The sequence below is a fragment of the Cyanobacterium sp. Dongsha4 genome (genome assembly GCF_036345015.1).
In the GTDB taxonomy this organism is placed as follows: domain Bacteria; phylum Cyanobacteriota; class Cyanobacteriia; order Cyanobacteriales; family Cyanobacteriaceae; genus PCC-10605.
Window position 1 is genome coordinate 4,101,679 of record NZ_CP084098.1, and the last position, 15,923, is coordinate 4,117,601.

At 35.3% G+C, this 15,923-nt stretch carries 10 protein-coding genes; 7 read left to right on the forward strand and 3 right to left on the reverse strand.

All coding sequences use genetic code 11. The features are described 5' to 3' along the window. Positions 1-6: 6 nt before the first annotated feature. Together Dongsha4_RS18035 and Dongsha4_RS18040 are read right to left on the reverse strand one after the other, a co-directional pair. A complete protein-coding gene (locus Dongsha4_RS18035) occupies positions 7-342 on the reverse strand; it encodes a DUF86 domain-containing protein (protein WP_330203656.1) in 336 nt (111 codons plus the stop codon). Next, complete coding sequence (locus Dongsha4_RS18040; RefSeq protein WP_330203657.1) at positions 329-655, reverse strand: nucleotidyltransferase family protein; 327 nt, start codon at positions 653-655, stop codon at positions 329-331. Before Dongsha4_RS18040 ends, Dongsha4_RS18035 begins: the two co-directional genes overlap by 14 nt. 316 nt (positions 656-971) lie before the next feature. Here Dongsha4_RS18040 and Dongsha4_RS18045 point away from each other — a divergent pair, with 316 nt between their 5' ends. The 3 genes from Dongsha4_RS18045 (at position 972) to Dongsha4_RS18055 (ending at position 3,551) form a co-directional block, all read left to right on the forward strand. Beyond that, a complete protein-coding gene (locus Dongsha4_RS18045; RefSeq protein WP_330203658.1) occupies positions 972-1,943 on the forward strand; it encodes a glycosyltransferase family 2 protein in 972 nt (323 codons plus the stop codon). Between the two features lie 78 nt (positions 1,944-2,021). Beyond that, the gene (locus Dongsha4_RS18050; RefSeq protein WP_155082736.1) at positions 2,022-2,654 is read left to right on the forward strand and encodes a DUF3038 domain-containing protein; all 633 of its coding nucleotides are present in this window, start codon (positions 2,022-2,024) and stop codon (positions 2,652-2,654) included. 93 nt (positions 2,655-2,747) lie between these two features. Beyond that, entirely contained in the window at positions 2,748-3,551 is an 804-nt protein-coding gene (locus Dongsha4_RS18055) for a hypothetical protein (RefSeq protein WP_330203659.1), read from the forward strand. 245 nt (positions 3,552-3,796) lie between these two features. On the opposite strand, the gene Dongsha4_RS18060 is transcribed toward Dongsha4_RS18055, so the two are convergent. Further along, complete coding sequence (locus Dongsha4_RS18060; RefSeq protein WP_330203660.1) at positions 3,797-5,131, reverse strand: four-carbon acid sugar kinase family protein; 1,335 nt, start codon at positions 5,129-5,131, stop codon at positions 3,797-3,799. 118 nt (positions 5,132-5,249) lie between these two features. On the opposite strand from Dongsha4_RS18060, the gene Dongsha4_RS18065 reads away from it, so the two are divergent. The 4 genes from Dongsha4_RS18065 (at position 5,250) to Dongsha4_RS18080 (ending at position 15,915) form a co-directional block, all read left to right on the forward strand. Next, positions 5,250-5,912 (forward strand): TIGR00266 family protein, encoded by a 663-nt coding sequence (locus Dongsha4_RS18065; RefSeq protein ID WP_330203661.1) that lies wholly within the window; start codon positions 5,250-5,252, stop codon positions 5,910-5,912. Positions 5,913-6,111: 199 nt separating this feature from the next. Then, positions 6,112-6,813 (forward strand): TIGR00266 family protein, encoded by a 702-nt coding sequence (locus Dongsha4_RS18070; RefSeq protein ID WP_330203662.1) that lies wholly within the window; start codon positions 6,112-6,114, stop codon positions 6,811-6,813. A 70-nt stretch (positions 6,814-6,883) separates the two neighbouring features. Next, on the forward strand, positions 6,884-7,591 hold the full coding sequence (locus tag Dongsha4_RS18075; protein WP_330203663.1) for a TIGR00266 family protein: 708 nt from the start codon (positions 6,884-6,886) through the stop codon (positions 7,589-7,591). Between the two features lie 314 nt (positions 7,592-7,905). Then, a complete protein-coding gene (locus Dongsha4_RS18080; RefSeq protein ID WP_330203664.1) occupies positions 7,906-15,915 on the forward strand; it encodes a CHAT domain-containing protein in 8,010 nt (2,669 codons plus the stop codon). The last annotated feature ends 8 nt before the right edge of the window (positions 15,916-15,923 follow it).

Below are 15,923 nucleotides of genomic sequence, written 5' to 3' on the forward strand. Positions count from 1 at the left end.
TAGGGGTTAGGAGTTACAAATTTCTTGAAGAGTTAACAAATTAGGAATATCAACATCTGATGTTTTCCAAACTTCATCTAAGTTTGTCTCTTCATATTCATGAATTAAATTATCTCGCATTCCCGCAATCAAAGACCAAGGAATTTCTTGGTGTATGCTTCTTAATTCAAAAGATAGACGTTTGACTGCTTCGCCAATAATTAAAAGTTGATATAGAATAGCTGATTGGACTTGATCATTTTTGAGAAATGCTTTTTTGTCTAAACCACTTTTATATCTTATGATTTTGCGACAGGCGTTAATTATATCTATTAAATAAGCCTTATCCTTATTCTTTGACATAAATGACTTTGTTAGTTTTTAAAATCTCTTGTTTCCGTAGCCAGTTTTCGCTATTTTCGATAGATTTTCGATTAACTAAATCAACTTTTCTGTTTAAAGTTAGGGCTAATTCTTCTTTCATTTTTACACGATCAAATAAGCTCCAATCAGAATTGTCAGAAAATTTAACTAAACAATCAATATCACTATCTGAATTAAAATCATCTCTTAAAACAGAACCAAAAACAGCAAATTCTACAATCTCCCATTTATGACAAAATTCAGCAATTTTTTTCAGAGGAATATTAAAATTTATGTTTAAGGTTGTAGTCATTTTCCTTAACTTAATTAAAAAATTAAGATACTTATATAATCTCAGTTCGGTTTAAGAATATCGGATAAGGCTAAGTTTCAGGTAGCAGTTTTTAGGTTTTTTTTCTAATGTCTAGTGAATGAGTTCAAAAATTAAAAAGAAGAAAATCGATGAACACACGCTTTTCGTAAATTATTATAACTTTTCTTTCTTCCCTCTTTTTAAATCCGCTATCAAAACCAATAAACTTATTTAGAACTCAGGTTATATAGAGTCCACTTTAAGATATTATACCCCAATTGAAAAATGTCATTTTTAATCAAGCTACGACAAAACTATGTCATCTCAACCAGAATTATCTCTATTAATTCCTTGCTATAACGAGGAGGAGAATTTACCTGTCTTATTTTCTCGCTTAGAATCTGTTTTACAAACCCTTAATCTCAATTACGAAATAGTTTGTATTAATGACGGTAGTAAAGATAACACATTGAAATGTTTGGTTGAATTTCATCAACGGGATAAAAGAATTAAAATTATTAATCTTTCCCGTAATTTTGGCAAAGAAATAGCGATGAGTGCAGGATTAGACTATACTAAAGGCAAAACTGTAATTCCTATTGATGCTGATTTACAAGACCCTCCAGAATTAATTATTGATTTATTAGCAAAATGGCGAGAAGGCTATGATGTTGTTTATGCAGTTAGAAAGACTCGTCAAGGAGAATCATGGATAAAAAGGAAAACGGCGGAGTATTTTTATAGTTTGATTGGTAAAATTAGCACCATTCCTATTCCTGCGAATACGGGGGATTATCGTTTATTAGATGAAAAGGTGGTTAAAGCCTTAAGGAAAATACCAGAAAGAAATCGTTTTATGAAAGGATTATTTTCTTGGGTAGGGTATAAACAAACAGCAATTTACTTCGATCGCCTCCCCCGTTATGGAGGAAAAACCAGCTTTAACTATTGGAAATTGTGGAATTTTGCTTTAGATGGGATTACTTCTTTTAGTTCAATTCCTTTGAAAGTATGGAGTTATTTTGGCTTATTTATATCTTTTATTTCTCTTTTATACGGTCTTTTCTTAGTATTAAAAACAATTATTTTAGGGGTTGATTTACCCGGTTATGCTTCTACCATTGTGGCAATTTTGTTTTTAGGGGGCATTCAATTAATTACTCTGGGAGTGATAGGAGAATATATTGCTCGTATATATGAAGAAGTGAAACAAAGACCTTTATATTTAATTAGGGAAACCTACGGTATTGAAGATGATTTGAGTTCGGAGTTCGGAGTTCGGAGTTAAAATGAGATAAGTACTATTTTCCCATAAAATAGTTTAAAAGAATTTAATTTATATATTTAATTTAATCTGTATTTTTAAATGACTGACTCTAACACCGAATTGATTAATCAGGAAAAATCTGATAAATCAGAAATTACCATCCTTAAGACGCTTCCCGATTTAATTTTGCCTCCTCCTAGTGGCATGATGAGAGTACAACAACAGCTAGATTTGTTATTATTAGCTTTGGAGGCTCTACAGTTAGGTGGTTCAGAGTATATGTTAGCAATAGGTAAAGAGTTAGAATTAAATCCTATTATCAAAAATCGTCTGAGTTTGTGGCGTTTACGTTGCAGTAATCCTTGGCGTAAGTGCTACACAAGAGAATCATTAAACTTAGCACAGGTTAAGGCTTTAACCCTCATTACCGTTAAATGTGCCAAAAAATTTGTGCTTCCTATTCGTCAATTGTTAGTAGCGGCACAACAAATGGAAGATAAAGGAATGCCTTTAGAAAATAATTTTCGTCTTTCTGAATATTTTAGTAGATTTCGATCGCATTTTCTTCGTCGGATGAATCATCGTCGTGCCAAGGTTTCTATTTATGCGTCTTCCCCCGATGAATTGAATAAATTGGCATTATCTTTACTAGAAGAATTGTTATTCTACACTGGTATTCGAGGAGAAGAAAGACTATGGGTGAAAATTTTTGATGGGGAAGTTTTAAATTAGCAATATCAAGAAAATGGGAGACTGAAACATTTATTTTGGAAATATCGTCTTTTAATAAGGATATTATATTTGTTTAAACAGTTAATTAATTTTATGAAATTTAGTTATTTAATCAAATCCCGTTTTTCATACCTATCTTTTTTTCTAATTTTTAGTAGTTTATTAACTCCCTTATCTATTATTTCTTTTCTGGAAAAGCCTGTTATTGCTAGAGAGAATTCTCTGAATTTCATAAGCAGGGGAGAAGGAGTTTTTACTTTAGAAGGAAGACAACAGACGAAAATTAGTTCAGTTTCGTTTAACTCCACCAATAATCAGAATGGTCAAGTTAGTATTATTTTGAATAATAATCAAACTATTAATTTTGATGGTAGAGTATCTCGGCAAAATGCTAATCAGTTAAGAATTCAAGTTACTAATTCAGGTATGGCTAATGCTAGTGGAGTACTTTTACTTGAACATAATGACAATGATATTGTTTTATTAGAAGGAAAAGGTTATTTGGATTCTCAGGGATTTTCAATCATTTTTCGCAATAGAAACGCTAGTTTACCTCCTGTCACTAATTATAGTCCTTTAAATTTAATCCAAAGAGGTCAAGGTTTACTTAATATTCAAGGAAGACAAAATCAACAACTCAATTTTGTTTCTGTGCAAATTAACAGTCAAGGACAAGCTGATATTTCTTTCGGATTACAAAATGGCGATCGCATCTCTTTTGGAGGACAAGAAAGCCACAGAGATAGCACGAATATAAAAATTAGATTAACCAATTCTAGTTCAGCTTCTGCCAGTGGGTTTATGAATATTCGCTATGGTGCAAATAATTCGATTATCAATCTAGTAGGAGATGGGGAAATTGATGGGCAATCCTTTCTTGTTAATTTCTCTCAATAAGTCAGTTTACATTTAAGTCTTGAGGGATTGCGGTATTGGAGTGTTAAGGAGAAACTAATTAATTATCTTTGCCCTCCCCCCTCAAGAGAGAGGATAAAGGGGGTTTCTTTTGAGGGGAGACACAGAGGGGTTTGACTTTTCTTTGCCCTTTACCTGCGGCTAATTAATTATTAATGGCTTTTGATCAAGGTAATAGCATTGTACTAGTAGCTAATAATCAGGCTTTACCTGCGGCTAATTAATTATTAATGGCTTTTGTCTTTGTCATTATTCAATCTTTGATAAACGGTAACTAAACCATTTTCATCCCCCACATTACCGGGGAATAACACAACAGGTAAACTAGGAAAAAGAGGATGATTGTCTGGTGTAATTATTACAGAACATCCAGCTAAAATTTGCCCTAATAATCTTGCTTCTTTTAACGCTAAACCATCACTTAAAACATCGTTGGAAGTAATACCTCCTTTACTAATGAGGAAGCCAATATCTTTAGGTAATCCCCTCACAATATCCATTAACACTGCGGATACTTGTTTCCCAAACTCTAAGCGAGTGTCAATATCAGGAAAACTTAATTCTTGGCGACTGGTGTAAACTACTGGAGTTTTATTTTCTTCAAGAATAGTCTCAACTTTATCTAAAGCAGATTTAATTAGTGATTCTCTATTTTTCAAGTCATCTTTTAATAAATTGACATCAATTTCGATGCCAACAATTTCGGGTTGAGATAATAATTGTTTTAACTGTTGAGTTGTCTTTTTGACATGAGAACCAACTATAATTACACCATTATTAGTATTGGGCTTATACTCTGCCATCGCTTCTGCTTTCACTGGTTGCTCTCCCAATTGGGCAAGGGATGTTAAAATACTGGCGGCACTACGAAATAAAAATTTTTTCCCTTCTTGAGCTACTGTTAATATATCAGTGGAAAGTTGATCTAAGTCTGATTGTTTTTCTCCATCCACCACTACACATTGATTATCTTTTAATTCCCTCAGACGGCTTTTTGTATCATTTCTAATATCATCTAGTAAAAATCTCTGTACTTGATGGGCTTTAATTTTACCGTTTGTTTTTTCTTCTACATAATCAGGCAAGTAACTATAACTGTAACCGAAAACAGAGTCTTGAGCAAATTCGGTTTCATGCACGGGGGTTGGTTTACCGTCAATCATTAAATAGTGAATGGAGTCACGGGTAATTCTTCCTCCTTCAAAAAATGCAGGAATCAAGAAATGAGCGTCAAATTCTCCTAATTCTTGGGCAATTACGTCGGTTTCTAGGGGATAATGTCCTCTAAGAGTAGAATCCGATCGACTTACAACCAAATACTCTTGTATTCTTTCAAGTGCGATCGCATCTTTGAGATTACGACAAACTTCTTGAGTAACTTGTTGGGCTTTTTCAGGAGTTAAAGCACGGGTGTTAGTGAGGATAAAGAAAATAGGGCAAGAATCACGCAAACCATCTCTTAAAGTGTCAATATCCCACTTCATCAATAATAAACAACTATGAACCGTTTGAGAACCCGTAGGATCATCATCAAGAACAATTATTTTCGGTGCTTGAGTCATAATCAAATTTATTTAGTTATCCTTATTAATTTATCAAATTGTTAACAAAATCCATTATTTTCTGAACCTTGACCTATGATGAAAACGTTATCCGCCTAATTGTAGAGGTAACTTCACCGTGAAATATAAAGTTTGTTATCGCCCTGCTTTTGCGGCAGTTTTCGTCACTTTAGAACCTAGAGAACGTATTACTGCTGAAGCTGGTGCAATGGTAAGCATGGATGGAGATATTGTCATGAAAACCGAGTTTTCAGGGGGGTTGATTCCTGCTTTGATACGCAAATTTTTGGGCGGTGAATCGATGTTTGTCAATGTTTTTTATAATCCCACCAATCGCCCTCTGAATTTAGTTTTAACTCAATCTATGATAGGCGACATTGAAGCAATCAAACTAGAAAATAAATCTATCTGTTTTCAACCCAGTGCTTATATTGCCCATACTCCGGGGGCAAAAATGGGGGTAAAATGGGCAGGTTTCGCCAGTTGGTTTGCGGGGGAAGGCTTATTTAAACTTCATTTTTCAGGTAAAGGTAGAGTCTTATTCGGTTGTTATGGCGGTATTACCCGTAGGGAAATTAATGGGGATTTTATCGTTGATAATAACCACTTAGTTGCTTACGATGATGGAATTAAAATGAATATTGCTTTATCGGGTAATCTTCTATCCTCTCTAACTTCAGGAGAAGGTTTTGTCAATAAACTTACGGGTAGAGGCGCGATTTATCTTCAGTCTCGCAGTGTTAGTGGTTTAGTGGGTTTTCTCTCTCCCAAGGTGCGATAATTACTCTATTTCGATGCCAACATATGGGATAAGGGTAGATTGCAGGTATCAGTTTTAGCGATTCAATTTTCTGAATATTAACTATTAAAAACGATTAACAAGAAAAAATCAATTTCCTTACTATTTCTGTCAAAATCTATTAATTTTAACTCCAAAATCTGAACTAAGAACGAATAACTCCGAAATCGGGTGATAATTTATGGATATACAAATTCTACAACAACCAGAAAGTGCGGTCACCAAAGGTGCGGCTGCGCCGATCGCAAAAATTACAATGGAGCAGAATGAAGAATTGATCGCCGAAGCAGGTACAATGATAGCCATGAGTGACTTTATCAATGTCAGCACCACATTAAGACAGGGTAAAGGGGGAGGAATCATGGGAGGATTCAAAAGGATGTTAGCAGGAGAATCCTTATTTCTTAGCGTTTTTCGTTGTTACCAACCCCAAGGAGAAGTATTTTTAGCCCCCTCTCTCATGGGGGATATTATAATTTATGAAATGCAAGGACAAGAATTAATCGTTCAATCCGCTTCTTATCTAGCTTCTGCCTCTACCGTTGACATGGATTTAGGTTTTCAAGGCTTTAAATCTTTCTTTTCTGGAGAATCCATTTTTTGGCTAAGTATAACGGGTTATGGAGCGGTAATTTTAAGCTCTTTTGGGGCTATATATGAAATTGATGTTGATGGAGAGTATATTGTTGACACAGGGCATATCGTCGCTTTTGAAAGAAGTTTAGATTTTCGGATTGGAAAAGTAAATAGTAGCTGGTTGGGTGCATTTTTAGGAGGAGAAGGCTTAATTTGTCGTTTCTTTGGGCAAGGAAAAGTGTATTGTCAAACCCACAATCCGGGCAATTTTGGTAGATTGATTGGCTCAAGATTACCTGAAAGATGAGAAAAAATTAAGAATAAAAAAACTCATCGAAATCTGACACCTTTAAATTATTAATTATTAATTGCTAATTATGTTAAATAAATCAGAAATTAAATATAGAATAGAACACAATCCTGCTTATGGTTTTTTAGTTTTAGAACTTGAACCTAATCAAACTGCTATAGTCGAAGCAGGAGGCATGGCGGCCATGGATTCTTCCATAAAAATGGAATCGAAAATGAAGGGGGGATTTGGTCAAAGTTTTGGCAGAATGTTGGGAGGAGAATCTTTATTTTTAAATGAGTTTACCGCCCAAGGTAGTCAAGGAGAATTATATATTTCTCCCGGAGTGCCGGGGGATATTCAATATTATCATTTAGATGGTAGTAAAGGACTTATGATTCAGTCTTCTGGTTTTGTTGCTTCTGGCAAAAATGTAGAAATTAATAGTAACTTTCAGGGTTTTAAAGGTTTTTTTAGTGGGGAATCAATCTTTCTCTTAAAAGCCACAGGAAGGGGAGATATTTGGTTTAGTTCCTATGGTGCTATCGTAGAAATTGACGTAGAAAATAATTATGTAGTTGACACAGGTTATATTGTCGCATTTGAAGATACACTCAACTATAATGTGGAAATGATAGGCGGTTTATCCTTCCGAAATTTACGCACTGGGATTTTAGGAGGAGAGGGTTTAGTTTGCCGTTTCTCTGGCAGTGGTAAGTTATGGATTCAATCTAGGGGCTTATATCCTTTGCTTAATTTTTTGTATCCGTTTCGCCCTGTCAAAAGTAGTGATTAAATTTCTTGCAGAAGTCAGGCAACAGGCAATAGTGAAAAAAATCAACTCCTACCCCATAGAAATTGATTTTAATTCTAATTCTGTATTGGTGTCTATTAAGAAAAAACAATATTTAATTATTTTTTAATGATTGTCGGAGAAAATTATGGGATATAGATTGTAAGAGTATCTTTTTTGTTTCAATAGACTTACTATTATCATCAGTGTTGACGGGATAATATCCTCTACATAGACTTGAAATAGCTTAAGATAATACATTCTTTGGCTTTATTCCTATATGAAAACTATATCCGTCTCAAATTTGAGGTGTTGCTATGTGGAAAAAATCTCATTTGCTTATCTCGTTACTGTCTTTAATTTTCGCTGGTAATTTACCCACTGCACAAGCCCAAGAAATTAAGATAGATGGTAACACTGCCACTATCGTCACCAGAGACGGAAATCAAATAACTATTGATGGTAATACTTTATCTAGGGATGGAAAAAATCTTTTTCACAGTTTTCAAGAATTTGGTTTAACTCCTCAACAAATCGCCACATTTTTAACCAATCCCAACATCCAAAATATTTTAACTAGAGTAACTGGAGGGAATCCTTCTTATATCCAAGGTTTAATAGAAGTAACAGGGGGTAACTCTAATCTCTTCCTGATGAATCCTGCCGGGATTGTTTTTGGGGAAGGTGCTAGTTTAAATGTACCTGCTGATTTTACCGCAACGACAGCAACGGGAATTGGTTTTGCAAACGGAATGTTTAATGCGGTGGGAGATAATGATTATCAAAATTTAACGGGAAATCCTAATAGTTTTATCTTCAATACGAATAAACCCGGTAGCATTATCAACGCAGGAGATTTGGCCGTAGCAGAAGGGCAAAATTTAACGCTCATTGGTAGTAATGTCATCAATACGGGAACAATAGAAACGCCTAACGGCAAAATTAATATACAGGCAGTTGAAGGCACATCAAGGATAAAAATAACCCCTGAAGGTAGTTTGTTGAGCTTAGAAGTTGATATACCAGTAGATGAGCAAGGAAATTTACTAGGGTTCACCCCTCAAGATTTGCCTTCTTTATTAACAGGGGCAAAAAATTCAGGAGTTGTAACCGATGGAGTTGCACTTAACCCGAACACTAAAAATGTAGAAGTTTCAGAGATTGTAATTCCGAATGAATCTGGATTAAATATCGTTTCGGGAGAGTTAAGCACTTCGTCACAAGATTTAGGGGGAGAAATTACCCTTTTAGGGCATAAAGTGGCGGTGATTGATGCTCAAATTTCCGCTAGTGGCGTTAATGGTGGTGGTGAAATAAAAATTGGGGGAGATTTTCAGGGTAGTGGCACAATTCCTAATGCTTCTTTGACAGTAATTAATTCTGATAGCAAAATCGAAGCTAATGCTTTTGACAAGGGTGATGGCGGAGAAGTAATTATTTGGTCTGATGGAGATACTTATTTTACAGGAGTTATTGAGGCTAAAGGGTTTCTTAATGGTGGTTTTGTGGAAGTTTCGGGGAAAGACAATCTCGTTTTCAATGGAAAGGTTGACACTTCCGCAGTTAATGGTAATTTAGGTACATTATTATTAGATCCTGAAAACATTATAATTTCTAATGATCCAAGTAACCCAAACGATCCTTTAATTCCGCCAACAGTTGACGGTAGTTTGCCTGAAATTACTATAAATGATTTTATAGGTCAAGACATAACGATTAATGCCACTGTTTTAGGAAGTCAAACGGCAAATATCATCCTTGAGGCAAATAATGATATAGATATTAATGCAGATATTAATGTGATTAATACTGATGTTGATTTTACCGCAAGGGCTAATCGTTCGATTCGGGTTAATAATGGTGCAGATATTATCACTAATGGGGGTAATATTACCTTAAATAGCGATCGAGATGGCTTAAATGGCGGTTCAATTGATATTCAAGGGGTAAATATTGATGGTATTTTAGACCTTTCGGTTATTAACGCTAATGGCGGAGATATAGTTCTCGGAGGGGGTATAAGTCCTTTGACAACTCCTGCTGTAGGCGTAGCGAATCAGGGGATTAATCCTAATGATAGAAACAGTGGAATCTATTTACAAGATGCAAGTTTAATTACTGATGCCACTGGTAATATTAGTTTAAGGGGAACTGGACAAGCTGGAACAGGCAATAGCAATATTGGTATTCATTTAGTTGGACAAACAACCCTTCAAACCGTAGATGGTAATATAAATCTAGTCGGCACAGCAGAAGCTAGTGGGGAACTTAATCATGGTATTGGTATTACTTCTCCAGATATATTAAATGATCGAGTTATCGTTGAAGCAACAGGCTTAGGTAATATCGAATTAGTTGGTATTCACGAGGGTAATGGAGTAAATAGTAATGTTGGTATCCTCACAGGAGGAGATGACTCGGCAAACCTAACAAGAATTATATCTAATCTGGGTACGATCGCATTAAATGGTTTAACGGATGCTTCTTCTAACACATCAAGGGGAATATCTATTCAGGCTAACTCTCAAGTTAATTCCATTGGAGGGGGAAACATTAATGTTAATGCTCATTCCATCAACAATAATGATGCTGTAGGGGTATTTGATAATGGGGCAATTATTACTGCGGGATTAACTACTTTTGACACTCTTTCTCTTAATAATGGCAATGGCGGTACAACTATTTTTCCTATAGGCAGTGAAAAAGATATTTCTATTAATTCCAATTTTTTGAGTGATTTTGCTTCTGTTACTCTTAATAATGGTAGAAATGTCGCCATTAATGATGCTAATGATGTTATTTTCAATGAATTTTCTATTGTGGGGGATTTAACTGTTAATGCGACAAACACAAGTATTTTTAATGGAGTTAATGCTAATAGTCTGACTACTGGTGAATCTGGTACAACCCAATTAAATGGTGATGTTACCACAGCGTTAGACCAAATTTATAATAATCCTGTGGCATTACAAGCAGATGTTAATTTGAGAGGTAATGATATAAGTTTTAATAGCACTATTAATTCTCTTAATTCTATACCTCGCACTTTATCGATTACAACATTTGATGTAACTGGTGATGTTAACGATATTGGTGATATTAGTTTTGGAAATGGTATCGGAGATGATAGGGTTGGAGCTATATTTCCGTTGTCAAGTTTGACTACTACGGCAGAAGGAGAAGGGGTTAGCAATCTTAATATCAATCTTGATAGTATAGCGGGGAATAATATTAATTCTATTGTGGCTCAGGTTGACCTAGTATATAACAACCCAGTGGTTTTAAGAAGAAATACGGCAATAAATGCCAATAATAATGTAACTTTCAATGCTTATATTGACTCTTTTGATATTCCTTATGATTTAAGTGTGACCGCAGGTAATAATATTAACTATGGTAACGGTTTAGGAGAAGATCGCATCGGTGCAGTTATTGGCTTAAATAATTTTAACAGTTCTGCCCAAGATATATTCATTAATATTAATCTGGCAGGATTGGAAGAAAATGTTTTTAGTATAAACACTTTAGGAGATCAGAATTATACAACAGTTGCCAATGGCGAAACTATCTTCTTATTGAACGATACGACTATTAATGCTAATAATTTGAATGTAGATAGTAGTATTCAAGTTGATTCTAATGTAATTAATCCTGTGTCTTTAACTATCAATGCTACGGGCAATGTCATCATAGTCGGTGAAACTGCCGATGTTAATACCTTTCCTGTTGGTATTGATTTGGCTTTACCTAATACTAGCGGTGATGTGACTATAAATGCAGGAGGCAATATTGATATTAATGGTTTTGTACAAACTACTTCTCAATTTAATGGTGTCTTTACTTTAGATGCAGGAGATGTGAGCCTTTCTAGTACTAACAATGGTAATGTATTCGTGGGTGCGATCGCAACTTCGGGAGTAAATACATCAGGGTTAGTAAGTTTAAGTGGAAATAATGTCTTAACAGGGGCAATTATTACTTCTTTGGCGGGGGTAGCCTCTGGAGAAGGAGGTACAATCAATCTCAATGGTACAAATAATTATGTATTAGGAGAAATACGGGGACAATCTCTCATTGTTGATGGTGATTTAGGTTTGAGTAATTTTACGGTTTTAAATGTACCAATTCCCACGGATGTACCTTTTTTAGCAGTTTCCAATATCACAACTACGGGAAATCAAACTTATAATGGCAATGTCTTTATTGACGATAACGTTGTATTTACGGGGGATAATACCAGTTTTAATGGTGGTGTCGATTCCTTTGATTTAAACATCAATATTACAGAAAATACCACTTCCACTGAAGTTATTAACGCCTTTTCTACGGGAATTCAAAACCGCCAAGGGGCAACACCTCAAAATGTTGGTATTAATAGTAATATAGTAAATCTAGGAGATGGTACAGGAGACGATCGCATCGGTGCAGTGGCAGGTTTAGGAAGTCTTATCGTTGAGAATGGACAAACTAACGTCAATATTAATACCCCAGCCGATGGAAATAGTATTAACACTATTGGGGATCAAGTCTATAATGACCCTGTAATTCTACAACGGGATACTGTAATTAACACTAATAATTTAGATGCTCTAGTTATTAAAGTGGCAGATGACTCACCTAATATAGCTTCATTAAGAATCAATGCCAATGATAGCGTAACAATTACGGGAGAAGAAAATAATCAAACTAATATCAAATTAGGTCTTTCCACCGCACGTATTGGGGGGCAACCTGCAGGGGATATTTCTGTTAACGCTTCAGGGAATATTGACATTGATGGTATAGTTAACACCACTGGCATTAATCAATTACCTCCGACTTTTGCGTCTGAAGCAGGAGATATTTCTATTACTTCCACTAACGGTGATGTAGTTATAGGTGCGATCGCATCTTATGGTACTGTTTCATCAGGTGCAGTAAACATCACAGGAAATAATGTAGATTTAGGATTTATTGTCAGTAACAAACCAGATATTACACCTCAGCCACTACCCGAAACTCTGGGAGGAATAATTACTATTGATGGCACAGCCATAACGATACGAGGAGAAGTGACGGGAGAATCTTTAACTACTAATGGGAATTTAACTTTAATTAATAATTCCAATCCTTTAATTATTCAAGGTCAATCTTTCTTTGGTGATTCTACTATTAAGACTATTGGAAATCAAGATTATAACGGCAATGTAACTCTAGCCGATAATCAAATCGCACTTTCGGGCAATAATATCGATTTTGCTAATGCGGTGAATAGTGAAACAGGAGAGAATAATAACTTAACGGTTACGGCAAATAGTGCTAGTTTTAATCAAGCCATAGGCAATAATCAACCATTAGGAGATTTAACTTTAAATGTATCGGGAGAAACTCAATTAAATTCAGTCAATACTAATAGTTTAACCACTGATGAGTCAGGTTTAACCCAGTTAAACGGGGATGTAACTACCACAGGAAATCAAACTTATGGAGATGAAGTAATAGTAGGAGATGCGATCGCACTTTCGGGTAATAATATCAATTTTGCTAATACAGTCAATAGTCAAACAGGAGAAAATAATAACTTAACCGTTACGGCTAATAATGTTAATTTTGGAGATGGCTTGGGCAGTGATTTAATTGGGGGAGTTGCCAGTTTAAATCGTTTAATTGTAACTAGCCCGATAACTAATATCAATATTAATACTCCTGCGAATAATAGCAGTATTCGTACCATAGAAGGGCAAACATATACAGGTAAGGTTAATACTTTACTTGACACAACCTTAACAAGTATAAGGGGAAATCTTAATTTTAATAATCTCGAAGCCTCTGATAATAGAGATTTAACCCTAGAGAGTTTTAGTAGTGTTAATTTTTTACCTAATAGTCAAATCATAGGTAACGGTGGCGATTTAACTATTCAAAATAACAGCGATCGCACTACTATTATAGATAACTCCATAAATAGAAGTGATTTACTATCTTTCAATATTCGTAATTTGGGACAAGTAGAAGGCTTTGAAAATATAATTATCGGTACAGAAAGAAGTGGTAGAATTGATGTTAACCAAGCTCTAGTAATTCGTGATCCTTTAACTCTCAGAGCTAGTGAAATTAACGTAAATGAGAACATTAATGGTAATGGTAACGCTTCTGTCACTATTGAAGGTTCAGGAACAACTACTACTTTAAATGCTAATATTACGACTCAGGGCAATGCTATCACTATCGATGATAATGTGATTTTGGGTGATGATATTATTCTTAGCACCAATTCGGCTCGTGGTTCAGCAGATATTGATATTTTCGGTACAATTGACGGGAATCACGATTTAACCCTCAATGCTAATGGTAGTAATATTTTCATAGAAGGTGCGATCGGCTCTTCTCAAATTCTCAATAATCTCGAAACTAATAGCAGTTTATTAATCCTTGATGGTAATTCTGTTTCTACTAATAATAGTCAAATTTTCAATAGTGACTTACAAATAGGAACAAATATTTCCTTTAATACCCCCGATTCTTTTCGTAGTGGAGACATTAACAGTGGTGGTAGTAGCCTGAATATTTCCGCTCAAACCATTACCACAGAAAATATCAACACTGAAGGAGGAGATGTAACCCTAAACGCTAACAGTGACATACAAGTTAGCACCATTAACACGTCAAACCCACAACAAGGAGGAGATGTGGAGATAACAACCCTTGGCAACTTTCAAGCCACAGGAATCGAAAGCGGTACAAGTATTAATACCAGTGGTGGAAGTGGCGGGGCTGTGACTATTGATTTATTTCCGGGGAATTTAGAAAATGAAATCAGAGAAGATAGTCGTTTACCCTTTATTATCGGTGATGCTAGTGAAAATGGTACGGCTGGACTTATTACTAATGGTCGATTTACCCTAGGGCGAGGAGAATATTTCATAACCACAACCGAAGGTAATTTAACCCTAAGACTTCTAAATAACTTACCCTCATTTATAAACAATACGCAAGTAGTTCAAGAAACTCCTATAACCCCAACTCCTGAAATTGCCCTTTCATCTCCCCCTATTCCCATTGCTACTATTGATCAAGCAAAAGAAATCTTAACCGCCATAGAAAGAGAAGCGGCGGAAAAACCTGCTTTAATTTATGTTAGTTTCACGCCAAAAGGTTATCAACCTCAAGATTTAGACGCAGAATTTGCTAGAAGAGAAGCCACCAACACTCAAGAATATAGTCGAGTCAATATTAATCAGGCTAGTTTACAACCTAGTCTTAATATACAACCAACAGATGAAGACCAATTAGATATATTAGTAGTCACCAAAGATGAAAAACCTTTAAGAATAGTCGTACCAGTTAACCGTAAACAAGTAGTTGAAACCGCAGGCAATTTATGGGCGACAACTTCCGATGTTTTTGCTCTTGATGATGGTTATAAGCCCTACGCTAGTGATATGTATGATTGGTTAATTAAACCTCTGGAAAAAGAATTAGAGGCGAGGGAAATTTCTAATCTTCTGTTTATTTTGCCAACGGATATGCGCTTTATTCCTGTTGCCGCTTTATATGATAAAGAAAATCAACAATTTTTAGTGGAAAGATATAGTAGCGGTTTAGCACCTAGTTTAAATCTGAATGATAACCGTTATCGCCCTATTAAAGATTTAAGTTTATTGGCAATGGGGGCATCAGAATTTGCTGATGATAGTGTTGTGCCTTTACCGGCCGCTCGTTTAGAATTGCCGAGTATTCGTAAGGTTTGGACAGGAGAAACCCCTGCAAATTATCAAGAATACCTCAATGAGAATTTTACTCTCGAACAAGTAAGAAGTAACTTAAATAGCCAAGCCTTTGGAATTGTTCATTTTGGTACCCATGGAGATTTTAACCCATCTGAAACAGATGACAGTTTTTTACAATTGTATGACTCTCGTTTAAATATTACGGAAATGCGTCGTTTGGGCTTGGATAATCCCTTAGTCGATTTAATGGTATTAAGTGCCTGTGAAACTGCTTTTGGTAATGAGATTGCAGAATTAGGATTTGCAGGTTTAGCGGTACAAGCAGGAGTTAAAACCGCATTGGGTAGCGTTTGGCAAGTCAGTGATACTGGTACACTTGCATTAATGACTGATTTCTATAGTAAATTAAAAAATACCACTACCAAAACAGAAGCCTTACGCCAAGCACAATTAGATATGTTGAAGGGCAAGGTTTATAAAACCAGTGATGGTAATACGATTGTTACTCCTAATTTAGATATTTCTTTAGAAGATTTACCTGATACTTCTCGTTTTCCCGAAGATTTTTCTCATCCCTTTTATTGGGCTCCTTTTACGATGATTGGTAATCCTTGGTAAAAGTAAAT